Consider the following 22,955-nt stretch of genomic DNA (forward strand, 5'->3'; position numbering starts at 1 on the left):
GGCGCATCATGGCTTTTTCGTGGTATAGTAAAATCGCTGGTTCTTAAGGTGTTTCAACCATCACTGATACAGATTGACATCCACAAGCGACCAGTTCAAGTCAATGTCTCTGCACTTATCAAGGATCTCCCACTCCTGGATCCATTTGATCTTGTGCTGATCGAACCGAAACTGCATCTCGTTACTTACGGCAATCAGATAGCCATCTGCCGTTATGTGGATAGGCTGCATTTCTTCGTTATCTCCTCTTGGCAGACCGATACAATTATGTAATCTCGCCGGTACCATGATCTTTTCTAACTTATTGGTCTGATATACAACCTGTATGTCAGACCCACTGGAAATAATCATCCTTGTTGCCGTTACCACATTCTCTGCCTTTTCCCACTCGCTATTAAGATCTTCCTCGATAAATTCCACTCTTGTCATCTGTGGCTCATCATTTTTGACGTAACTAATGGCTTCGCCCTTACTCGGAAGTCCACCGGTCAGTTTGACCAGTTCCGCCAGTACATCGTTGTCGATGATTTCAGCCGGACAGATCAGCGTAAAGATGTGTCCGCGTATGATGTAGACGTTATCATTCGTCAGACCGATATCCAGCGCATGGTCCTCATGTGCTTCCTTGAAAATCACCTTTAATTTGTTTGTTCTTGTAAACATTCCTCCATCTCCTTCCATTTGTTGTAGGTCAATTCATCTTCATTCCAGCCCGGATAGATGCGCTGGAGATAGGTTTTCATTATCCCCAACATTTCTGGTCGCAGTCCCTTATTCCCGTTATCCATCAAGTTATGATGGTAGATACAGCCAACTGCTGCATTTTGCTCAATTCCCAGACCGCCCTGTGATCTTGGGATATAATGCATGATTGAAAAAGTATGTGTCGCGAAATAATCATATTCCGGCATATGATAGCCCATACGACAGAAGATACATTCCATGTCCCGATCTTCTATGCGCTTTCTCGTGGCTGGTGTGAAATCATGCGCTCTGGTCTGTTTTTTACGCTTCGCCATTTCGTCCTCCTGCAAAAAATATATGAATTCCGTGTTCATAGGCATATTCAAATTCTATGGCACATCCTTTGGATTCCTGCCAGCCCGGCAACATGAATATAGCCTCGCACATATCCAGCATCGCCAGTGATGTCTTCATGTAGTCTTCATGGCTTAACTCTGGCAGTTGTGCATTGACCTTTTCCGGGTTGATTGCAACGTAGCTGCTGCATTGATGGCTTGCTCCGCTACTGCAAACCTCTCTTTATAGTCCGTCGTCCCTGTGATCGGACCGCTTATGTATGTCCTCATTTCTCTACCTCCCTAAACATCAGTTTATTTTGTTTTCCTTTGAAATTTGTTCTGCTATAAATGCAAGTTGAAGATTGGCTTCGCTTATAATAGTGGCATATGTTTTCGCCAACGACTCAACATCAACTACTTCTGCCATCAAATCTTGTATAACCTCTCTCATCTCGTCCTCTCTAGCCATGTCAGTTCTCCTCTCCATATTTTCAGGTTATTTTTTCGCTATATCCAACCATGTTCGCTCCATCAAAGTTCATTGAATACTGACCGGTGATGTTTGCATCTTCCATCCACCAGTCGAATACGCCTTGTCCTGTTTTCCAACCCATGATGTCTTTGTTGCCACACTGTTTTCGGTGTTCCAGCATCCTGTCGAAGGCTCTGATATAGGCTTGTTTATATTTTGGATATTGTTCAAATTCTCTGTATCTGTTCTTTCCTGCCATGGGGCATCCGATACAACCAATTCTTGAGCATCCACCTTTATACAAAGGGTTTATTTCTATTCCCTCATGCCGGATGTACCATCGCAAATAGTCGTCATCCCACTCCAAAATAGGATTTACCAACGTCTTACTTGTCCGGTAGCACTGCTCTACCATCCTATGTGTGTCAGCGTTTTCGTAGTTTAATACAATGACACCGCCCTTCCTGCTTGCTAAGACATCGCCATTGTCAACACTCCCTTTAATGGTCTTGTTCGGCTTAGGAAAAGTCACAATTCCTTGATTATTCGATCTGCTACGACTTTCTGCCTTTCGCACTCCAGTTATGGTTTTCTTGCCTTTTCCGCTATGTTCTTTCAATTCCGAACAACAATAACGAAAAATCCGTGTAGGCGGTGTTTTATGCTTCACGATCAACTGCCACATCGACATTGCCGGGTATTCGATAGTTACACCTGGTTTGCTTTTCACATACCTAACAGTTTCCGGGGCATCTACTGTTGTAAGATTATGCACTGCCTTAAATGGAACTTGCGATTTCTTAGCAAGATGCAGGATCACGTCTGAGTCTTTGCCGCCGCTGTATGCTAATTGATAGGGATCATCGCTTGCAAATGCCCGCAAGATGTCTATTGCCTGTTTTTCTAAATCCACTTATTCACCCTCTTTTAGTTTTCATCATCTTTTGGCTTTTCACATGGCTCAAATGCAATGACCCATACCCAAGGATTGGCATCCCATCCATAGCGGTCAAGGTCTGATTTCTTGATGGTGGAGTTCCATATATTCATAAAATGCTCCTTGGCGCTATGTATATGATTGTACTCATCATCTGGAGCGTGGATGAATCCTCTATTATCTATCGCGCCTTCAAGTATTGCCCCATCTTCTGTAATCTCCTGCAACCGTTCCACCCTTACCTCTGTTACCTTCAACCAGATCCTAGCAGCATCCTTCGGCATGTGTATTGAGGGGTGCCACTTTTCTTCTAAATATGCTCCTGTCTGTGGAAACGGACTGTTCCATGCTTTGTAAACATATCCGCCGGTCCATTCACTCCATGTCTCTCGGACATACAGCACATCTCCCGGCTGATACGGTGGCAGGCACAACTTGCTTATAATCTGTTTATCCTCTACCTCTGGGTGTTTCTTATGATATGGGCTATTCAGCATTGCATCAACATTATGCTTTATCAATCGCCGAGTGCAGGTCTTTCTTCCGCCCAAAATGGCTCGTACCATTTCGGTATTAAACAATATTGGCTTTGTGCTCATTCACCTCATCCTCCTATACCACGTTTGGAAACAGATCAAACAGAGTCGGCATATCGACCTCACTCTCTGCTGCTTCCAGATATCCAACACCATCTCTAAAGTAATCCGGGTTAAGTTCACACCCTTTTCCATAGCGACGCATCTTGACAGCCATCATCGGTACAGTCATCAGTCCACCAAACGGATCATAGACCACATCCCCCTCATTGCTATAGCGGTTGATGATACGCTCAACGATATCCAACTGCAAAGGACATACATGCATCTGGGCACGTCTGCGGCTCTGTGTAGTGTTCAACGTCCGCATCCTGTTGATGTCATCCCATACTTCCAACTGGTTCCATGATCCCGGTGCCACCACCATAAAAGTTGCCGGCAGTCTGTCCTCGGTATCTAACTTCTTGGCAAGTGCAACGTGTTCATCGTAGTTATATACCGTGTCCCTGCTATATTCCCGGTAGACCGCCTGCAAGGTATCAACCGATGCATTCTGCAAGTCTTCCTTGCTGATAAGGCAGTCACCGGAACTTCTCCAGTATGCGTGAGCGTCAATCTGCCACTGTGCTCTTGTATAGTCCTCTTTGCTTTTCTTGACCGGTGTATCTGCATATGCCGTGGATCTGTCTGTCGGCAATTTGCGGAATAATAAAATATACTCCGGGCATCCCACGCCCATCTTAGATCCATCCTTGCACTGCTCCGACCAGCCTAAGCGGTAGGTCTGATTGTTCTCCCTTACCACATCCGTCACTACTGTAATCATCCCGAAATACTGAAATCCATGCTTCATATAGTGTTCAATGCATACCGCATGAAACGGCTCGATCGTCGGCATCCCTGTCCCGGTCGCATTGCCGAACAGCACTCTGTCCTTGACATGAATGGCAGCAACTCTTCCCGGCTTTAAGACCCGGAGCAGTTCCGGTGTCAGATAGTCCATCTGCTCAAAGAACCGGTCTGTATTCTGGTTGTGCCCGAAGTCGTTGTAATTGGCCGAATACTCATAATGATTGCCAAATGGTATCGACGTATGGATCAGATCCACGCTGTTATCTTCCATGGCGCGTGTCTCTTCCACACAATCTCCATACACCGCCGTATAATGTGCTCCTTGCACTGTCCTTTCTTTTCTTGTACCTTCCACTCCCATCTTCCTTTCCAGCCTCTCTGCCTTATTTGCTGCATTTAGTCCATATTTCTTCACAATGGCAATCATCTTATCCACCATGTGATTATGATTTTTCCATTTCTCCATCAGCGCATCCTTGATGGCTTTCTCGTTCTCCATGTAAATAACGTCGATCACTACAGTATCCTGTTGCAGGAAACGATAGCACCGATGCACTGCCTGGATAAAATCATTAAATTCATAATCGATCCCCAGAAAAATCTCCCGGTGGCAATGCCTCTGAAAATTACATCCAGATCCGGACAGAGACTTCTTGGTTGCAAACAGTCGCATCTTGCCCTCGGAGAAATCGATCACCCGCTTTTCTCTCAGGTCATAGTCCATTGATCCGTAGATATCTACCACTTCCGTCAGGGCTTTCTTGATCGCATGCCGCTCTGCTTCCAGATCATGCCACAACAGGAAATTGTCCTCCGGCGATGCATCCACGATCTCTTTCATCTTCTCCACACGCTTATCAATACTCTCGCGCTTTACCTGTGCCGCCTCTTTCAGCCCCTCCGCTGCTTCTTGAAAAAGTTGCATCTGACCATCTTTTTCCATAGCATCGCCGTAGTGGATTGGAATCTCATGCCAGCGTACTTCCAAGGGTGGCAAATCATATCCCTCATCTGAATATTCTGGGTTCAGATCTGACGGCTTTGTAATAAATAATGCCCATGATGAGATCCATAGCCAAAACTCATCTTCCATGTTTGGATATAATGTCAGATGGTTTGCCTTTGTACTGTCTCTTTGGAAGAACCGGGTCAATGCCTGTCCGGTGTCCATAACTTCCAGATATCCGGCATAATGGATCAGTTCCTTGTACTTGTTCGGGCTTGGTGTAGCCGTTGCCACCAACTTATACGGCACATTCTTGAACTTATCCAGAAATGTCTGGTAGGTCTTACTTCCAAAGGACCGCAATACGCTGGCTTCATCCAGTGACGTTGCCACAAAGTATGACGGATCTATATCACCGTCTCGCACACGCTCATAATTTGTCAGCACGATCCGGCTATCACATGCCTTGACCTCATCCATTGTCCTGCAATATGTCGGTCGCTCATACCCAAGGATCTCTACTGCATCCCTGGTAAATTCCTGCTTTACTCCCAGCGGTAACACGATCAAGGCTCGTCCCTTTTCATGCTCGGCTGCCAGATGGCAAAACTCTAATTCCTGCACCGTCTTTCCCAGTCCAAAAGACTCAAACAATGCTCTCCTGCCACCTTTAAGTGCCCAAGCCACGGCATCCCTCTGATGCGGCTTTAGCACCTGATTGATCTTCCCCGGCGCAACAACAAATCCACTATCCTGCGCCAGTTCTATCTTGGTCTCTAAAAATTCTTGATATGTCATACTCTCACCGTCACATCCTTCATGTATTCCACGTACTCAATACCGACTTCCTCGGCAAGTACCTTTACCTGTTCTTCCCATGTAGTCCAGTCCCCTGCTATGCAGGATGCTTTGTCTGTAAATCTCTCTTGGAATTGTTTTAAACGTTTTGCTCCAAATTCAAACTCATCCCTAAGCGTCACCAATGAAAGCAGTAAAATATGATTGACCACATTTTCTTTCACACTTTCGGAATACTGCTGCATCTGCGCCTTTGTAATACGCAGAGGAACTTCCGATGCATTTCTTCTATGCAACTCATTTTCCAATCCCTCTACACCATTTTCCTTTGCGACACGCAAAGCATATGACATACCCTCGCGCCTTAGTTGTTCGTCTTTCTTTAAACTGCTCATCTCCTACTCCTTTACATAAGACTCATCTGTTCCATCCAGCAACTGCTGCATATCGTCTGTTATGGAAAATCCATACTTCTTAAAGAAATCTACAACCGCGATCGCTCTTTCTGCGTACTCTCGGCGGTACTTGCCATCCCATGTGTATAAATCGTTACGCTTTACTTCCTGTAGGGATATTATTGCGCGATCCAGTGCCGTCAGACTGTCACGCCACTTGACATATTTTTCATAGTCCTCTGATTGTTCTATCTCCCATAGACCTTTACCCGCGTAGAGTTGTGTCAGATCACTTTCGGTTGACTGGGCATTCACTTTGACCATTACTTCCACGATCGCTTTATACAATTCCAGATCCGGCTTCAAAGGTTTGATCTCCTTGAAAACGAAGATAGCCTTAATAAAATTAGTGATCGTGCCATATAACTTTTTCTGCTTTTCTTTCAGTTCTTTCTTTTTAGTGTCCCTCTCCTGTGATTTGATCTCCGCTTCTGATAACTTCCGTTCTTTCTGCTTGACCTCCACCACAACTGCTGCATTACGATCATCGTAGATACCCACATGGCATTCTTTTTCTTGATCTCTTTTACCGGTTCTAAGGTATCGTCCTCTAAGTCCCAGTCCTGCAAATGCTCCATCTGTCCCCATACCATCTTTCCTGCTCTGCCTTTTTTGGTGCTGCCTCTAATCCTGCTTTTGCAAACATCAACTTGATCTCACTCACGTTCCTTTTTCTGTTTGCTTTTCTGACCGCCTGCTGCACGCGCCACTGCATATCTCTTCCACCTGACGTTTCTTTCAGGATCCGGTTTCTTTCATCCATATCCTTGACCTTTTCCAGTTCGATGAGATCACCCATGGATAACTGGAAAAATCCCTCATCGTCTTTCTTTTCTGCTAAAATCTCCTTGTCTAATTTTGCAATGTTCACGCGATGATAGACTGTCGCCTTGCTAAAGCCGGTCTTTTCACTGATGCTATCCACTGTCTCTCCCAGGTCAAGCATCATCTGAAAGCCCTCCGCCTGCTCAATGATCGTCAGATCACTTCTCTGCATGTTTTCTTCTAACATGATGGCGACCTGTTCCTTCTTGCTGATGTTCGATACGATCTTACACGGCACTTCCTCAAGTCCTGCCTGCAAGCACGCTTCCATACGACGGTTTCCGATCAGCACGTAAAAATCATGAAACGGACTGACCTTATTTGCATCCCACTGTTTCTCTGGATCCTCTTCAGTGCATTCGATTGGGATAACGGTAAGGTTCTGCATGATTCCATTCTTTTTGATGGAATCCGCAAGTTCTGTCACATCCCCCAGATCCTTCCTGGGATTGTCCGGGTGGTGTCTCAACCGCTTGGTCTCGATCATCACGATGTCTCTTTCTGTTTTTTTCATTTCTTTTCCTCCATTCTTTTCATTTCACTCAACATCCAGTTCCGGTATTTATCTTTCGTTTCATGGTCGAACAAAATCTCGTTCCCATTTAGTAAAATCAAGGTTTCCTGCCACATGGCGGCATTGGCAACCGGCTCATTTTTGGCATTTTTCCATCCATTCTTCTCCCATTCCTCTATCCAGCCCTGTAAAAAGGTACTCTCTAAGTACTCGAAATCCGCATAAATACTAAAGCGGAAGCGGGTTTTCTTAAGGTGTGACAGTGCAATGTTCAATATCATGATCTGAGACTGGTTTTTCGTTGTATTTACTCTATAGAACTGACTTTTTGTTGCCGGTTCTCCACTTGTCGGTATTTCGATCACAAAACCGATGATACCGTCGCTCGGTTTTGGTGTTTTTATGGTCGATATCAGGTAAAGATTGACATCCATGGCGGATCACCTCTCTTTCTGTCCAATTTTTTCTCTGTGTAATACAGGTAGGAATATCCGGTAAACGGATTTATCCCTTGTCTGATCGTGGACTTTTCTATATAGAATCCCTCAGACGGCTGTGGACCATCTGCAAGGATCTTCGCCATCGTCCAGTGGCTATACTCTTTTTCCTCCGGATCAGGCTCTATCAGGTTGCGTGAGCAGTTATATGCCATATATGTCTTTTGTTCCTCCTCGGGGAAAAGGCTGATCTGTTCCAATGCCTTTCCCTTTGGCTTTTTTACGACATATTCTGCCAGTTCTTTAAAGCCGCCCTTCTCGTAAGCATGTGCGAAATAGATTCCCGCCGCCTGCTGCACCTTGTTCCATTCCGTGGCAACCAGTTTATCTGTGCTGCCGATGTCATTGATCAGGAAGTGGATATGCACGCCTCCCTGCTTTCCTATCTCGATCCGGTATATGTATTTCAGAGGCTGGCCACGTGACCGGTATCGATTACCCAGCCTCGACCGGAAATTTTTAAAATCTTTTAGCACCTGACTTGTAGTAGGGCGGTAACCCTTTTTATACTTGAGTGTGCACCAGTAATCTCCCTCTTTAAAGTTCAAAAGCATCTTCCGCCGGACTCTGGTCTCTTTGTTCCTTTGGTTCTGTTTTTCTATCTGCTCCGGTGTTGGCTTCTTCCTTGGTGCTCTACTCTCTCCTTTTGCTCCATAATTACCAGCCCATGTATATTCGATGTCTTTACATACACCACAGTCATATGTCTTTCTCTTGTATGCCACGCTTAAATGCTCCTAAGTTTAATATATTGATAGTGTTCGGAAAACAGCCGCTAAATCCGCTGTTTTTCTTGCTTTTTCGGGCATCACATGGTATACTCTTTTTAGATGATTTTTGTATCCATGTGATACCTGGCATCGACCGTTTTGGTCGGTGCTATTTTTTTATTTTGTTGAGAAGTATAAGTCGCCCATCCTGGCGTATGGGGTACCATATTGTAGGTACTTATCCATATCAAAGTAGTACAGCCCCGGATAGGATCTTGTCTCCATTTCAAGGCTGATCGCCTCGTATGTACTTATTGACGGCTCTACCTCATTCATGCGACCATTCCAATAGGTCGCGAATTCATACGGATCCGCAATCACCTCGCTAATCGTGTCTGGCCAGTCTGCGTCCTCCGTGCGATTTAAAATCACGGAGATCACTGCACGTTTGACATCAATCCTCTGGTCTCCTGCCTCGGCTTCTACGCATCTGGCAAGTATTTCTATCTCGGCAGCGTACTTCTGATTGTTCGCCTCGACATTCTCTTTCATTCTCTCCTGCTCGGATTCCACCTGTTCCAAACGATACATTTCATCTTCCTGTGCTGTTTGAATATTGGATACCTCCAGTATGGCTTGTCCGACCTGACGCCGGAGCAAGCTGCACTCATCCTTGGTAACGATCACGCACCCAAGTGCCGTGCCAAACATAGCAGCCGCCACTAATGCCAGGGCGCAATCTGCCAACACCTCTTTATTTTTCTTTTTCATCTTTTTCTTTCTCCCATATCAAGATCATCCGTATATCATTGGCGGCGCGCCGGTAAAGCGCGTCCTCGTCATCATCTGACACTGCGACCAGGCATTTACCCAGACGCGTCGCCTGTCCGATTCCAACTACCTCATAAATCTTGATCCAGCCATCGTCATACATTGACATATGACTATAGACCCTGATTTTCTTCTTTTGCCGGAGCATCCGTACCAATATGAAGTATCTCTCCTGTTCTGTCATTCTTCTTCCTCTGGTACTACCATCGCCAGTGCCTTTTGCAGATTAAACGGCGGTACATACTTCCGCGCATTCTTATTTTTCAACAATTTCCGATACTTGATATAATCCGCAAACACACCGACATTGATCTCATTGTCGATGATGGCATACTCGTTATAACGACCATGCTCCATCTGCTCTCTTATGCCGGCTTCGTACCGATACATCGTCTGCCGCCCTATGCCAAAGGTGCGACAAATGGCTGACTTATTTTGATATATAGTTATATCCTTCTGCATTTACGCCTCCTGTGCACGATATTTCAAAAAATCGCACCCCTTCCCAAAATCCACACCATTTAATTTGAAAATTTTCTTTTCTGTATCTACCTCAAGTGTTTTTATCTCTTGCGGTATTCCAGCAAGAATTTCTTGAAACTTATCCACTCTCTTCTCCTTTCTCCTCTGGTCTTGAGATTGTTATCTATTCTCACTTTTTGTGATCTTCTATTCAAAAAAAAGAAACTGCACGGTTACCTTGTAATAATCAGCGATTTTTTTCTTTTTTTCATCGCTTGGAATTCTTTCCCCAAGTTCATACATTGCATAAGTACTTTGGCAAATTTTTAGTTCCTCAGCGACAACTTTCTGGCTTCTATTTCCTCGCAACCTTCTTAATTTTGATCCCATTCTTTTGGTATCCATCTTTCTTCTCCTTTCTCTTAGTTCACTATTTGTGATTACGTCTGTATGATAATCACTATTTGTGACCTTGTCAATAACTTTTTTCACTTTTTGTGATTAAGATATTGTAAATTATCACTATTTGTGATATTTTCATAATATAAATATTATGAATGGAGAAAAATAATGGCCGAATTCAAAGATATTTTTTTTGATCTCCGAAGTTCCATGGGATTCAATCAAGAACAAATGGCTCAAGAACTTCACGTTTCCAAGGCTACAATCGGTATGTGGGAAATCGGTGAACGAAAACCAGGTCCTGATAAATACGAAGAAATCGCAGACTACTTTAATGTGGATATGGATTACTTATATGGTCGAAGTCCTATCAAACAGAAGATATCATATGATTCTAAAGGACAGGCTCATCATAATATTCCGGTTCACACTATCAACGTTCTCGGACGTGTTGCTGCTGGTATTCCAATCAATGCCGTTGAGGAAATCATTGATACCGAAGAAATTACAGAAGAAATGGCGCAAACCGGAGAATTTTTTGGTCTTCTCATCCGTGGTCATTCGATGGAGCCTCGCATCTGCGATGGAGATGTCGTTATCGTACGCCAACAAGACGATGCTGAATCTGGAGATATTGTCATCGTAACGGTCAATGGAGACGAAGCCACCTGCAAACGCTTAAAAAAATATCATGATGGTATCGAACTCATTGCTAACAACCCATCTTATGATCCCCTGTTCTTTGATAACACTGAAATCCAGGCCAAACCTGTCCGGATCATTGGAAAAGTTGTAGAGTTACGTGGAAAATTCTAATTATCAAGCAAATTATACTTTAGGAGGAAAAATTATGGGCTTTAATGAAGATTTAAAACAACTTGCTGAAAGAGTAGTATCACTTAGGGAAAGCATTTCGACCGAAGAGGCAACTAAAATGTCAATGATTCTCCCTTTCTTCCAACTATTGGGATATGATGTATTCAATCCGTCAGAATTTTGTCCTGAATACACTGCTGATATCGGGGTGAAAAAGGGCGAAAAAGTTGATTATGCAATTCTCATTGACAATACTCCACAAATTCTTATTGAATGCAAATGGTGTGGTGAGTCGCTTTCAAAACATGGTTCTCAGTTATTCCGCTACTTTGGGACATCACAAGCTAAGTTTGGTATTTTAACTAATGGATTGACATATCAGTTTTTCACTGATTTAGACGAAGTCAACAAGATGGATCTAACTCCATTCTTAGAAATCCATCTCGACAATCTCAAGGATGCTCAAATAAATGAGTTAAAAAAATTCTCTAAAGAAATCTTTGACAAAGAAAGCATATTTAGTACAGCATCTGACTTAAAGTATTCTTCTCTAATTAAAAATCTTTTAGCAAGCGATATAGAAGAACCAAGTGACGACTTTGTAAGATACATATTATCTAATGTATATGAAGGGCAAAAGAATCAGAAAGTGATAGATAAATTCAAGCCTATCATCAAGAAATCCTTTACTGGTTTTATCAATGATATTGTAAACCAAAAAATCTCCTCTGCCCTTACTCCAGAAGATGATGTTCCCCCAGCAGAGCCAACCCTATCTGAGCCTAAAAGCAAAATCATTACTACCGAGGAAGAACTAGAGGCATTTTATATTATCCGAGGCATTTTGGCAGGAACTATTCCAGTTGAAAATATTGTATATCGAGATACAGAAAGTTATTTTGGCATTTTATATAAAGACAATAACCGAAAACCTATTTGTCGAATCAACCTCGACACCAAAAACAAACAAATCCTAATTCCAGATGCCGATAAGAATTTTGAAAGAATTTATATCCAATCCTTAAACGATATATACTCTTGTAAAAGTAAATTAGTCGCCGTGGCAAAGCGATATCAAAATCAGTAACAATAAAAAAGCCCCCGGTGCTAATTGCACCGAGGACAAGCATTGTTCCGAAGATACAACGCCCTCAACAAGCATATTGTATCATTCGGGGCAGCCAGTCGCAAGCGGAACAGACGTTCCTTGCTGGCTGTTATTTTTATACGCATTTTTAAGGAGGATGATACTATGTGGGCTGAAAATACCAAAAACGGAAAAGTTCGATTTGTCGAACGTTACATGGAGCCTCTGACCGGTCAATACCGCAAGGTATCGGTTGTCATGGATAAAAATACCGCCGCCGTAAGAAAACAGGCAACAGAGATCTTACAGACCCGCATTGAGGACGCAATAGCCACCACTGCTGCATATACCAAGCAGGATAACCTCACATTGCAAGAGTTGGTTGGTCTATACCGTGACTCCCAGAAAAGTTCAGTCTCTGCTTCTACCTACCAGCGAAATTTCTTTGCCACCCAATCCATCCTAAAATTGCTCGGACCATCGACATTAGTAAACCAACTCTCTGCCGGCTATGTCAAAACACAATTTATCAAAAACCATGATGCACCAGGCACTATCAACGAACGTATCACACGCTTTAAGGCTCTGATCCGCTGGGGCTATGATAACGATTACATATCCGATATCAACTATCTAAAGAAGATTAAGCCTCTGCCCGATAAAGAGGCACGCGAAAAACTAGATCATAAGTTTTTAGAGAAATCCGAACTCTCCACCCTGCTTGATGCCATGCGTGTCAAGCACTGGCACTACCTAACTGCACTCATGGTTCTTTCCGGCTTGCGCGTAGGTGAGGCTCTGGCTCTTACCATGAATGATATAGATTTTGCCAACAAGGTAATACATATTACCAAAACATATGATGCCGTAAATCAAACCGTCACAACACCTAAGACCCCGACTTCCAACCGGGATGTATTCATGCAACCGGAGTTAGAGGATCTATTGCATGAAATTTGCAACGACACCAGCAAAAAGAAAAACCTCTGTGGCTTTCGTGGAAATCTTCTCTTATGCAATAAGAATGGTCAGTATCTGCGATACTATGCATTTAACAAATATCTGAAGGAAACATCATCATCTGTCCTTGGCAGACCGATCACAACGCATGTACTCCGGCACACGCATGTTTCCCTGCTTGCAGAGGCTGGTGTACCACTGGAAACAATCACAAGGCGTGTCGGTCACGAAGACAGTGACATAACCAAACGTGTCTATCTTCATGTCACCAATCGCATGATTGAGCGCGATAACGAAATTGTCTCTAAAATATCTTTACTATAGGAGGGTTGAATATGGAAGCAAAGACTGTAATTATCAATAAAGTTATTATGGAAATGGAAAGAATATTATCCCAGGATCAATTAGATATGCTCCACAATGTTCTCATGATCACCTTATACGACTGTGAGATCTCTGAGGGCAAGAATGAAATTGTCGAATACGATGATTATGATCGCTTTTTATGTGAACAATACTATGCCACCTTAAAGGTCGAGGGCAAGTCGGAAAAAACCAAGGAGCCTGCTCTCACTTCCGGCCAGATTGAAAAAGCCATGATAAACTGCAAATCCACACGCGACAAAGCAATTATCTCTTTTATGTATGAAACCGGAGCGCGGGTCTCCGAGGTCGCCGGGGTACAGTTATCAGATATTGATTTCAACGAACACACTGTACTTTTACACGGCAAGGGTGGCAAGGACCGTATTTCCATGTTCACAGACAAGTCAGCGATGTATCTGGAAGAATATCTCACCAACCGCGATTTGTCGGTCAATGCTCTGTTTGAGTCCAAGAATAAAGGCAGCGCCCTTAGTGCCGCCGGTATCCGTAGCATGATCCACGATGTAGGTGTCCGATCCGGGATCACTAGATTGCATCCGCATCGGTTCCGCGTCAGCCGGATCACGCATCTTGTTGATCGCGGCATGCCATTACAGGATGTGCAAGAATTAGCCGGGCATACCTCCATCAATACCACGCGGAGTTATTATCGAAACACTCTGGAGAATGTAAAGCACTCATACCTCAAGGCGGCACAGTAAGAACCACTTGCCCCATTTTTGCCCCATTTTATATAATTTGCGAAGTAAGAAGTGCCGCAAAGCGTTGATTTTACGGCACTTCTCATAAAAGGTAAACTTCCCATCTTCCGCATTGGTTGTTATAGAACGTATATAAAAACCCCGAAGCCCTTATTATTGGGTTTCGGGTTTTTTACTATTTCAATTTATATCGAAAAAGACACTCATTTTTGCCCCACAATTATTAGGCTGCTTTTAGTTAAGAATGCTTTATATTATCCGAGTTATTTCTATAATATCCCCTCGTCGTATTTGTTAACGTATACCGGATCAGTTCTTGCACATCTTGAAAAAACATCCCGCTAACAAAAAAGTATCTTTTACATTTTATCAAAAAGGAGCACCCCACGACAAGGTGCTCCTCTTTCGGTATATATTTGAATACATCAGATTATATCACACTTAGCGATAAAATCAACAAGATAGTTCTCGTTTTAGTGCATCCTGCAACAACCGTGAAAAGTTTATTCCTGCTTTTTCTGCCTGTGCATTCAAGTAATATGGTATCGTACAGTTTTTCTTTACTGTACGATTATCATGTTTCTTTCTGTAATCTTCAAAATCAATATCGATAAGCGCCTCCTGATCTCCCAATTCCTTTTCACATGTCCGTGAAAAAGGTTTTGGTAACTGCTCCCCTTCATCTTCCATTTCTATACCAAGAATTCCAATAGCATCTCTTGCCATAAAAATAGCCTCTTCCAGTGTTTCTCCTTCTGTATTTGCGTCGAAATCTGGTATAGTAACAAAATATCCATTGGCTTCTTTTGATAATATAACCGGATATACTACAGCCATTTTCTCCTACCTCCTATGATTGCTCTCCTTTAACAATTTACTTAATTAGGATTCTGTAAGAACAGGGGTTTTATACCCCTGCCCTTTTTAGAATGGTTTTCGCTAGTCGTTCGCTGATCTCTTTGTGCCTAGGAATTGGCTCTTTCTTTACACCATTGGTGTATATGTCGTGATTAGAACCATTTCGCAACAAATACCATCCGTTTTGTTCTAGCGTCCTAATTAAGTCCGCTCGCTTCAAATATATACCTCCTTTCGCTCTTTATATACATATTATACGCATTGAATACGTATATGTCAACAATTTTATACGCATTTAATGCGTATATTTATTTTGTTGAATCTTGTAACCTGCCACTCTGCATAATGCCTTTGGTGTGACATAATACATAGACACTTTGAAGAATAGCACTTTCAGAGTATAATAGGGTTATTAGGAAATTAGAAGCGGGTGATTTTCATGACATTAGATAATGTTTTAACGGGCATTGTAACAGGTGTAGTAGCATCCATTATTATAATAGTGATGCAGACAATCTTTGATTACATGAAGCGAAAGAAATATGAGATGTTTCACTTTTATGAGTTTGACTCATTTGATATCGATGAATGTACACCTCCTGAATATCTAAGAGAATCAGGTAATGCAGGACATACGAAAGTTAAAATGCAACTTCCATTTGATATGAGAAGTATTCAAGTATTTCTTCAGGACGAACTAATTTATGAAGATTCTAATATTCCTGCTAATTCGTCGATTTGGATTTGTTGTAATTGTAGCATTGATGATTTACTTGGATCTGATGAAGAAATCGGTTTTACAATGAAGTGTATAACAACTCAAAATGAAAAGAGAGAATACGAGTATAAAAAGATTTATACCATGTTAGGAAAGCCCATTCAATATGCTCTCAAACTTAAGAAGCAGCATTTCACTTTAGCACCAGAATTACATTGATTAAAGATGTCAGCCTCGATAGAGATATCCATCAGAGTTTTTACTATCTCTAATCTTCTTGATGATGGCGATGTGAATGTATCAATAATCTATTATAACGAATTATTCTGGCTGAATCTGATGAAAAATACAACATCAATTTTTATAATTTAGATGCTTTCATTGCAGTAGGTTACCGTGTATACTCCATGAAAGCCACTCAATTCCCATTTTCTTACTTTCTGAGTAACCCTCTGTTTTCAGCGATACGATACTCCTGATGGTTGGCTCCGATGAATAAACTGCCAGTTCACCAAGCTTTTCAATTGCCGATGGCACCATCATAATTTTTCTTGTGCATCATCGCGATTCCAATAAAAGAAATAATTGCGAATGGACATCGCTATGCATACCACCAACATTGCCACGAGAACAATAACGCCTTCTGCTGTAGAAAACAGCGCTTTTAATGATGCCGTTCCTCTCATAAAAATCAAAAACAGCATTCCCAAAACAGCCGGCCAGCACACATGAAGAAGCCGCATCCATTTCTTTCTACCCGATTGGTACGCAGCATCTGTTTCCGGTGCATCCTTTCTTGTACATCGAATCGCAGACACCGGAATACCACGAACAGCCGTATAATTTCGTTCTGCCGTATATTCCACGCCATCCATCATGAATTCCGGATACATTCCCTCTTTCGTTATGGTAATCTCCTTATCCATCTCTCTCGCATAAGTATACAGTGCATTAGCGAAATCATATACGTCTTTTATCTCATCATCTGGTGTAAACGTAAAGGTTCTCCGGTGCTCATATTGAACCACATCCTTATAATCCGAAATCCACTTATCAAAATAATTGCCCGGCACCTTTTCCATCTGGTTGAGATACGAATCAACATCAATATCTGCAATTGTTTTATGCGTTTTTCTTAAATTTTCACAGAGATCAATCGCACACTTTGTATTTGCAAATTTTTTCTCTAACGCTTTTTCCTGTTTTACGAGAAGATTGTCCAACTCATCCGTTTCACATAACATCAACTTAATCTGTTCGATAGGCATATCCAGCATGCGAAACATTTTTACCAGTTTTAGCAAACGGACATCTTCCTCATTATATTCTCGATATCCATTTTCTTCGTTACGTTTTGGATAAATCAATCCACTCTTTTCATAAAATCTAATATTTTGGCTTGAAATCCCTGTAAGTTTTTCTACTTGTTTGATGTTCATCATTTTCCATTCCTCCGTGTTTTTGATTTTTACACCCTGAACTCTAAACCATATACAAACTACAAGGTCAATACTTTTACCATTTTTTCTACTTTTTGAGGATCTACCATCTCATATGCATCCTTTTTGTCTGCATCATAAGAAAAATCTACATTCTGATGCGAGGTTGTCCCATCCACGTTCCATTTTCGACAAGATGTATGCACCTGCTCCACTTTCGTATATTCCATCAAATCTTTTACATTTTCAGCATTTATGCCACTTCCTGCCAAAAATGTGATTTCTTTCCCATATTGACTTTGCAGCCATTGCAATTGTTGTCTTCCCGTCCATGCATCTGGCGCACCACCACTGGTAAGAATCCGGTCTGCTCCAAGAGAAATCAAAGTTTCCGTCACATGCTCCTGCTGCGTGACACAATCAAATGCCCGATGAAATACTGCTTCCTTTCCTTTTTCATGAACAAGTGCAATCATTTCTTCCGTCCGTGCAACATCCAGTGTATGATCCGCATGTAAAAAGCCAAACGCAATTCCATCTGCTCCATGTTCTAACAGTATGCGCGCATCCAGAAGCATCGTCTGATATTCTTCCTCGGAATAACAAAACCCGCCTCCCCTTGGTCGAACCATAGTCACAATGGGAATATCACATTGCTCTTTTGCACAAATCAAATGAGCGAGTGATGGTGTCAGCCCGCCCAAATACAATGCACTATTAAGTTCCACGCGATTTGCACCATTTTCCCAGGCGATTTTCACATCTTCAAAACTGCCACAGCAAATTTCCAGCAATCCTTTCAAAGAGTCCCCTCCTATCTTCTTTCATTTCCGATTTTCAATCACCTTCATTAAACCGTTTCTGCTACTTTTATCCAACTCATTTTCTATCCCATACGTTTTACATATCTTGCTCTATTTTTTCTCACGTTTCACTTTCTTTCGCGTAATTTGTCCTTTCTCTGAAATCCCTTGACATCAGCCTGTCATAACCGATAAAATAGCAAGGATTTGACGAAACATAAAGGAGTTTTACCATGATGCTATCAAAAACAAAAGATAATGAATTAGCGCAACAAATGTTGCATCTGGTTGTGCCAATTGCCATACAGCAATTTATGCTGGCGCTCGTCAGTGCAACCGATGCTCTGATGCTAGGATTTGTCGACCAGACATCTCTTTCTGCCGTTTCTCTCGCAGGGCAGGTTCAATTTGTTCTCAATCTCTTTGTTGCCGGCATTGCTGCTGGCTGCGGCATTATGATTGCACAATATTGGGGCAAAAGAGACACTGCATCCATTGAAAAAGTCATGCCCGTTGCGTTATATACCAACCTTTTATCCGGTGGGATTTTTACAGTGCTTGCCCTTATGATACCGGGTGGACTTATGCACATTTTTACAAATGATCCCCTGCTGATTGCCAATGGTGCGTCCTACTTACGCGCTGTTGCACTTTCCTATGTTTTTTGTGGGATTTCACAGATTTACCTGATTCTTCTAAAAAACACAGGGCATGCCGCGCTGAGTTCTAAAATCAGCTCTTCCGCTGTCATTATTAATATTATCCTAAATGCCATTTTGATTTTCGGTCTGTTTGGGGCACCACGTCTTGGCATTGTCGGTGCCGCTTACGCAACAGTTACCGCTCGATTGGTCGAACTTGTATGGGCATATTTTGCTGTACGCCACGCTCATAATGTTGCCATTCGCTGGTCCGGCATTTTGCACACCAGTAAAGTTTTAACAAAAGATTTTTGGTACTACACAACACCGGCACTTGGTGCAGCTCTTGTATGGGGCATTGCCTTTGTCCTTTACTCTGTCATTCTAGGGCATATGGGCAGTGATGCTGTCGCTGCAAATTCCATTGCCAGCATTGTAAAAAGTATGGTACAATGCGTAATTCGTGGTGTCAGTGCCGGTGCAGGTATTCTTGTCGGCAATTTGCTTGGCGCAAATGAACTGGAAAAAGCGAAAAATTACGGAGGCAGGATTACGCGTATCTCCATTCTCATCGGTGTAGTAACCGGAACCATTTTAATTATCCTATCACCATTTGTATCTCACGTTGCTCCGATGTCAGACACCGCTAGAGAATATCTGCAATTTATGATGGTTGTACTTGGATTCAACCTCATGGGGCAATCTGTAAACACCACCGTACTCGATGGTATTTTCTGTGCTGGCGGCGATGCAAAATTTGATATGATCGGTAATCTGGGTGCCATGTGGTGTTTTTCCGTACCTCTTGGTTTTATTACTGCGTTCGTTTTCCATGCGCCTGTCTGGCTTGTCTATATCATTATCAGCTTAGACGAAATTGTAAAACTTCCTGCCGTTTACAAACACTACAAAAAATATGTATGGGTTAGAAACATCACAAGATAAAGATGGAAAAAGGGACGCTCCTTGTGGCAAAAGGAACGTCCCTGATGTACTACCTGATGTACTAAATTTCGAAATAACGTTTTGCGTTGCGGTAAGAAATACCTTCTACAATCTTCTGTAAAGACTTGTCGTCTGCCGGGTACTCTCCGTTTTCTACCCAATTTCCGATCAGTTCGCACATAATGCGGCGGAAATACTCATGTCTTGTGTAAGACAGGAAACTTCTGGAATCTGTCAGCATACCGATAAAGTTGCCAAGGAGTCCTAAGTTCGCCAGCGAAGTCATCTGCTCCATCATGCCGGTCTTATTGTCATTGAACCACCATGCAGAACCATGCTGGATCTTGCCGACTGCCTCAGAAGACTGGAAGCATCCAATGATGGTTCCGATCGCTGCATTGTCGATCGGGTTCAAAGAGTAGATGATGGTCTTTGGCAGTTCATCCGTATATGCCAGGGCATTTAAGAAATCAGCCAGTTCGTTGATCGGTGCACTGGTAGAAATGCTGTCGATGCCTGCATCCGGTCCCAAGGCTTCAAAAATCTTGCGGTTGTTGTCACGCTTTACACCATAATGCAGCTGCATTACCCAGTTCAAGCGATGATATTCTTTTCCAAGATGTAATAAAATGCCCATCTTGTATTTACCGATTTCTTCATGGTTCAAAGCCTCTCCAGCCATTTTCTTAGCAAATACGGCTTCTACTTCTTCCTCGGTTGTCTTTGCATATGCTACATATTCCAAGCCATGATCGCTGACACAACAGCCTGCTTCTTTGAAGTATTCCATTCTCTTCGTAAGTGCTGTCTTCACATCTGCAAACGATGTGATTTTCATGCCTGCTGCATCACCTAATTTTTCCATATAAGAAACAAAATCATCTTTCTCAATATTGACAGCCTTGTCCGGTCTCCAGGATGGAAGCACCTTTACGTTAAAACTTTCATCCGCTGCAATCACTTTATGCCAATGCAAATCATCAATCGGATCATCCGTTGTACCAATCATTTCTACATTGGAATCAAGAATCAGCTGTCTTGCAGACATATTCTGTAACTTTTCGTTGCACAGATTCCATACTTCTTCTGCTGTATCACCATTCAAAGCCCCTGTATAGCCAAAGTATCTCTGTAATTCCAGATGTGACCAATGGTAAAGTGGGTTTCCGATTGCCATTTCAAGTGTTTCTGCCCATTTCTGGAATTTTTCACGGTCTGTCGCATCTCCTGTGATGTAGCGCTCTTCCACACCATTGGAACGCATCTGACGCCACTTATAGTGATCACCACCAAGCCATACCTGTGTAATGTTTTCAAAATGAGCATCCTCAGCAATTTCCTGTGGGCTCAAATGGCAGTGATAATCGATGATTGGCATATTTTCTGCAAAATCATGGAATAAATGTTTTGCTGTATCTGTTGTCAAAAGGAAATCCTTATCCATAAATTTTTTCATGTGTTTTGCCCTTTCTCTTCTCGTCGTTTTAGCAGAAAATCGCCCACGGATTCTAGCATCTGTGAGCGATTCTGTATGAGTCTATATAATGAATTAAGCGTTCTTTACAAGGTCTACAGCGCTCTTTGTCATAGCCTTGATCTCGTCAAACTTACCAGCCTTAACAAGATCACCCTTTACCATCCAGCTTCCGCCAGCTGCGATGATCTTTGGCTCAGCAAGATACTCTAAGATATTTGCTTCGCTTACACCACCTGTTGGCATGAAACGCATCTGTGGGAAAGGAGCTGCCAAAGCCTTGATGGTCTTGAGTCCGCCAAACTGTGCTGCTGGGAAGAACTTTGCTACCGGAAGTCCATGGTTTACAACCATCATAAGTTCGGTTGGTGTGCATACACCTGGGAGAATCGGAATATTGTTCTCGCAGCAGTATGTTGTAACTTCTTCAGAATATCCCGGTGTTACGATGAACTTTGCACCACACTCGATTGCCTGCTTGCACTGCTCAACATTTACAACAGTGCCTGCACCTACGAGCATTTCCGGGAAAGCCTCGCTCATAGCCTTGATAGAATCAGCGGCAGCGGCTGTACGGAAAGTAACCTCAGCAACCGGAAGTCCACCATCGATCAAAGCCTGTCCCAAGGGAAGCGCATCCTTTGCGTCCTCAAGAACAACAACCGGAACGATCTTCAGTTCTTCAACTTTTTTTAATAATTCTTGCATTTCCATGATATATTACCTCTTTTCTATTCTATAACTCAATGTCATATCTCGTTCTCATTAAGGAAGTTCTATTCGCTAGGTTCTACCTTCGCAATTGCTCGGTCTCACCAATCTCACAGAACGGCCTCGCACTAAGCTCGTCCTTCACCTTCGGCTCGGATTCACTAAGTTGCTTTCGGCCGCTTTCGGCACACGACTCGACTAGCGTTCTTGCTTCGCCTCTGGCTCGCAACAACTAAGTCTCCCTGCGGACCTCGCACTAAGCTCATCCTTCGCCTTCGGCTCGGATTCGCTAAGTTGCTTTCGGCCTATACCCCTGAGTATGCAGAGAAACCACCATCAACAGGAAGAACAACACCTGTGATAAATCCGGCTGCATCGTTGTTCAGAAGGAATAAAAGGCTTCCGATTAACTCTTCTGATTCACCGAAACGTCCCATTGGAGTAGCAGCAAGGATCTTGCCGGTACGAGGAGTTGGGGTTCCATCTTCGTTAAATAACAACTTAGCATTCTGCTTTGTTGAGAAGAATCCCGGTGCAATAGCGTTTACACGGATGCCAGCCTTTGAGAAGTGAACGGCAAGCCACTGTGTAAAGTTGCTGATTGCAGCCTTTGCTCCAGAATAGGCAGGAATTTTGGTGAGTGGAGTGAATGCATTCATTGAGGAAATATTTAAAATATTACATCCTTCTTTGTCTACCATATCCTGGGCAAAGATCTGTGTTGGAAGCAATGTTCCAATGAAATTTAGGTTAAATACAAACTCTACTCCGCTTGTATCCAAGTCGAAGAAAGAAATTGTATCAGCGTCGATATCACCATGCTCGAAGTATTCCTTGTCTGTAGTAGCACGTGGGTTGTTTCCGCCTGCGCCGTTGATAAGGATATCGCATGTACCAAGATCAGCAACAACTGCTTCATGTGTTGCGATCAGGCTGTCTTTTTCCAAAACGTTTGTCTTGTATGCCTTTGCTACACCGCCTTCTGCTACGATTTCGCCAGCAACCTTCTGTGCAGCTTCTTCATTTAAATCAAGGACTGCAACCTTAGCACCAGCCTGTGCAAGTGCCTGCGCGAACATTCCGCAGAGCACACCGCCTGCTCCTGTTACAACTGCAACCTTTCCTGAAAGATCTGTGTTAAGTGGTAATTTCATCA

General features: G+C 42.8%; 31 protein-coding genes. 6 read left to right on the forward strand and 25 right to left on the reverse strand.

The window, feature by feature from the left end; translation table 11 throughout:
* Positions 1-60: 60 nt before the first annotated feature.
* The 18 genes from DW996_RS12400 to DW996_RS12475 all read right to left on the reverse strand — a co-directional run bounded on the left by DW996_RS12400 (position 61) and on the right by DW996_RS12475 (position 10,262).
* Positions 61-663, reverse strand: coding sequence for a hypothetical protein (locus tag DW996_RS12400; protein ID WP_118536064.1), 603 nt, complete (start codon positions 661-663; stop codon positions 61-63).
* Positions 639-1,019 carry a hypothetical protein gene (locus DW996_RS12405; RefSeq protein ID WP_118536066.1) on the reverse strand — a complete coding sequence of 127 codons (381 nt, stop codon included), beginning with the start codon at positions 1,017-1,019 and terminating at the stop codon, positions 639-641. The genes DW996_RS12400 and DW996_RS12405 overlap by 25 nt, the downstream gene beginning before the upstream one ends.
* Positions 1,006-1,212, reverse strand: a complete 207-nt coding sequence (locus tag DW996_RS12410; RefSeq protein ID WP_118536068.1) for a DUF4406 domain-containing protein — start codon at positions 1,210-1,212, stop codon at positions 1,006-1,008. Before DW996_RS12410 ends, DW996_RS12405 begins: the two co-directional genes overlap by 14 nt.
* Entirely contained in the window at positions 1,173-1,310 is a 138-nt protein-coding gene (locus DW996_RS12415) for a DUF4406 domain-containing protein (protein WP_118536070.1), read from the reverse strand. Before DW996_RS12415 ends, DW996_RS12410 begins: the two co-directional genes overlap by 40 nt.
* A 19-nt stretch (positions 1,311-1,329) precedes the next feature.
* Entirely contained in the window at positions 1,330-1,491 is a 162-nt protein-coding gene (locus DW996_RS13055; RefSeq protein WP_158575333.1) for a hypothetical protein, read from the reverse strand.
* Positions 1,492-1,513: 22 nt separating this feature from the next.
* A complete protein-coding gene (locus DW996_RS12420) occupies positions 1,514-2,407 on the reverse strand; it encodes a phosphoadenosine phosphosulfate reductase family protein (protein ID WP_243098777.1) in 894 nt (297 codons plus the stop codon).
* A 14-nt stretch (positions 2,408-2,421) separates the two neighbouring features.
* A complete protein-coding gene (locus DW996_RS12425; protein WP_118536072.1) occupies positions 2,422-3,030 on the reverse strand; it encodes a hypothetical protein in 609 nt (202 codons plus the stop codon).
* 13 nt (positions 3,031-3,043) lie between these two features.
* Positions 3,044-5,563 carry a DNA methyltransferase gene (locus tag DW996_RS12430; protein WP_118536074.1) on the reverse strand — a complete coding sequence of 840 codons (2,520 nt, stop codon included), beginning with the start codon at positions 5,561-5,563 and terminating at the stop codon, positions 3,044-3,046.
* Positions 5,560-5,958 carry a hypothetical protein gene (locus tag DW996_RS12435; protein ID WP_118536076.1) on the reverse strand — a complete coding sequence of 133 codons (399 nt, stop codon included), beginning with the start codon at positions 5,956-5,958 and terminating at the stop codon, positions 5,560-5,562. The genes DW996_RS12430 and DW996_RS12435 overlap by 4 nt, the downstream gene beginning before the upstream one ends.
* A 3-nt stretch (positions 5,959-5,961) precedes the next feature.
* Positions 5,962-6,606: a hypothetical protein gene (locus tag DW996_RS12440; RefSeq protein WP_118536078.1), complete on the reverse strand. Its 645-nt coding sequence runs from the start codon at positions 6,604-6,606 to the stop codon at positions 5,962-5,964.
* The gene (locus tag DW996_RS12445; RefSeq protein ID WP_118536080.1) at positions 6,569-7,357 is read right to left on the reverse strand and encodes a ParB/RepB/Spo0J family partition protein; all 789 of its coding nucleotides are present in this window, start codon (positions 7,355-7,357) and stop codon (positions 6,569-6,571) included. Before DW996_RS12445 ends, DW996_RS12440 begins: the two co-directional genes overlap by 38 nt.
* The gene (locus tag DW996_RS12450) at positions 7,354-7,791 is read right to left on the reverse strand and encodes an RNase H family protein (RefSeq protein ID WP_118536082.1); all 438 of its coding nucleotides are present in this window, start codon (positions 7,789-7,791) and stop codon (positions 7,354-7,356) included. The genes DW996_RS12445 and DW996_RS12450 overlap by 4 nt, the downstream gene beginning before the upstream one ends.
* Positions 7,770-8,579, reverse strand: a complete 810-nt coding sequence (locus DW996_RS12455; RefSeq protein ID WP_118536084.1) for a rolling circle replication-associated protein — start codon at positions 8,577-8,579, stop codon at positions 7,770-7,772. Before DW996_RS12455 ends, DW996_RS12450 begins: the two co-directional genes overlap by 22 nt.
* A gap of 162 nt (positions 8,580-8,741) precedes the next feature.
* A complete protein-coding gene (locus DW996_RS12460) occupies positions 8,742-9,335 on the reverse strand; it encodes a cell wall hydrolase (protein ID WP_118536086.1) in 594 nt (197 codons plus the stop codon).
* Positions 9,319-9,579, reverse strand: coding sequence for a hypothetical protein (locus tag DW996_RS12465; RefSeq protein WP_118536088.1), 261 nt, complete (start codon positions 9,577-9,579; stop codon positions 9,319-9,321). The genes DW996_RS12460 and DW996_RS12465 overlap by 17 nt, the downstream gene beginning before the upstream one ends.
* Positions 9,576-9,857, reverse strand: a complete 282-nt coding sequence (locus DW996_RS12470) for a hypothetical protein (protein ID WP_118536090.1) — start codon at positions 9,855-9,857, stop codon at positions 9,576-9,578. The genes DW996_RS12465 and DW996_RS12470 overlap by 4 nt, the downstream gene beginning before the upstream one ends.
* Positions 9,858-10,004, reverse strand: a complete 147-nt coding sequence (locus tag DW996_RS13060; protein WP_158575334.1) for a hypothetical protein — start codon at positions 10,002-10,004, stop codon at positions 9,858-9,860. It abuts the gene before it with no gap.
* Positions 10,005-10,064: 60 nt separating this feature from the next.
* On the reverse strand, positions 10,065-10,262 hold the full coding sequence (locus DW996_RS12475) for a helix-turn-helix transcriptional regulator (protein ID WP_118536092.1): 198 nt from the start codon (positions 10,260-10,262) through the stop codon (positions 10,065-10,067).
* 165 nt (positions 10,263-10,427) lie between these two features.
* On the opposite strand from DW996_RS12475, the gene DW996_RS12480 reads away from it, so the two are divergent.
* The 4 genes from DW996_RS12480 (at position 10,428) to DW996_RS12495 (ending at position 14,210) form a co-directional block, all read left to right on the forward strand.
* Positions 10,428-11,075 (forward strand): helix-turn-helix domain-containing protein, encoded by a 648-nt coding sequence (locus tag DW996_RS12480; protein ID WP_243098778.1) that lies wholly within the window; start codon positions 10,428-10,430, stop codon positions 11,073-11,075.
* A 34-nt stretch (positions 11,076-11,109) separates the two neighbouring features.
* Positions 11,110-12,162: a type I restriction endonuclease gene (locus tag DW996_RS12485; RefSeq protein WP_118536094.1), complete on the forward strand. Its 1,053-nt coding sequence runs from the start codon at positions 11,110-11,112 to the stop codon at positions 12,160-12,162.
* Positions 12,163-12,327: 165 nt separating this feature from the next.
* Positions 12,328-13,446 carry a tyrosine-type recombinase/integrase gene (locus DW996_RS12490; protein ID WP_118536096.1) on the forward strand — a complete coding sequence of 373 codons (1,119 nt, stop codon included), beginning with the start codon at positions 12,328-12,330 and terminating at the stop codon, positions 13,444-13,446.
* Between the two features lie 11 nt (positions 13,447-13,457).
* A complete protein-coding gene (locus DW996_RS12495) occupies positions 13,458-14,210 on the forward strand; it encodes a tyrosine-type recombinase/integrase (RefSeq protein WP_118536098.1) in 753 nt (250 codons plus the stop codon).
* Between the two features lie 453 nt (positions 14,211-14,663).
* Here the strand turns inward: DW996_RS12495 and DW996_RS12500 are convergent, their stop codons facing one another.
* Both DW996_RS12500 and DW996_RS14965 read right to left on the reverse strand, forming a co-directional pair.
* Complete coding sequence (locus tag DW996_RS12500) at positions 14,664-15,047, reverse strand: type II toxin-antitoxin system HicB family antitoxin (protein ID WP_118536100.1); 384 nt, start codon at positions 15,045-15,047, stop codon at positions 14,664-14,666.
* Positions 15,048-15,117: 70 nt separating this feature from the next.
* Entirely contained in the window at positions 15,118-15,288 is a 171-nt protein-coding gene (locus tag DW996_RS14965) for a type II toxin-antitoxin system HicA family toxin (protein WP_118536102.1), read from the reverse strand.
* A 219-nt stretch (positions 15,289-15,507) separates the two neighbouring features.
* Here DW996_RS14965 and DW996_RS12510 point away from each other — a divergent pair, with 219 nt between their 5' ends.
* On the forward strand, positions 15,508-16,005 hold the full coding sequence (locus DW996_RS12510) for a hypothetical protein (protein WP_147403564.1): 498 nt from the start codon (positions 15,508-15,510) through the stop codon (positions 16,003-16,005).
* Between the two features lie 320 nt (positions 16,006-16,325).
* Here the strand turns inward: DW996_RS12510 and DW996_RS12520 are convergent, their stop codons facing one another.
* Entirely contained in the window at positions 16,326-17,228 is a 903-nt protein-coding gene (locus tag DW996_RS12520; RefSeq protein ID WP_118536106.1) for a MerR family transcriptional regulator, read from the reverse strand.
* A 56-nt stretch (positions 17,229-17,284) separates the two neighbouring features.
* Positions 17,285-18,019, reverse strand: a complete 735-nt coding sequence (locus tag DW996_RS12525; protein ID WP_118536150.1) for a copper homeostasis protein CutC — start codon at positions 18,017-18,019, stop codon at positions 17,285-17,287.
* Between the two features lie 242 nt (positions 18,020-18,261).
* On the opposite strand from DW996_RS12525, the gene DW996_RS12530 reads away from it, so the two are divergent.
* A complete protein-coding gene (locus DW996_RS12530; RefSeq protein ID WP_118536108.1) occupies positions 18,262-19,614 on the forward strand; it encodes an MATE family efflux transporter in 1,353 nt (450 codons plus the stop codon).
* A gap of 61 nt (positions 19,615-19,675) precedes the next feature.
* On the opposite strand, the gene uxaC is transcribed toward DW996_RS12530, so the two are convergent.
* From uxaC to DW996_RS12545, 3 genes are all read right to left on the reverse strand, one after another.
* A complete protein-coding gene (gene uxaC / locus DW996_RS12535; RefSeq protein WP_118536110.1) occupies positions 19,676-21,070 on the reverse strand; it encodes a glucuronate isomerase in 1,395 nt (464 codons plus the stop codon).
* 93 nt (positions 21,071-21,163) lie between these two features.
* Positions 21,164-21,796 carry a bifunctional 4-hydroxy-2-oxoglutarate aldolase/2-dehydro-3-deoxy-phosphogluconate aldolase gene (gene eda, locus DW996_RS12540; RefSeq protein ID WP_118281889.1) on the reverse strand — a complete coding sequence of 211 codons (633 nt, stop codon included), beginning with the start codon at positions 21,794-21,796 and terminating at the stop codon, positions 21,164-21,166.
* Positions 21,797-22,104: 308 nt separating this feature from the next.
* Positions 22,105-22,953: an SDR family oxidoreductase gene (locus DW996_RS12545; protein WP_118536152.1), complete on the reverse strand. Its 849-nt coding sequence runs from the start codon at positions 22,951-22,953 to the stop codon at positions 22,105-22,107.
* Positions 22,954-22,955 lie beyond the last annotated feature (2 nt).

It is taken from the genome of Roseburia sp. AM51-8, assembly GCF_003478275.1.
In the GTDB taxonomy this organism is placed as follows: domain Bacteria; phylum Bacillota; class Clostridia; order Lachnospirales; family Lachnospiraceae; genus Pararoseburia; species Pararoseburia lenta.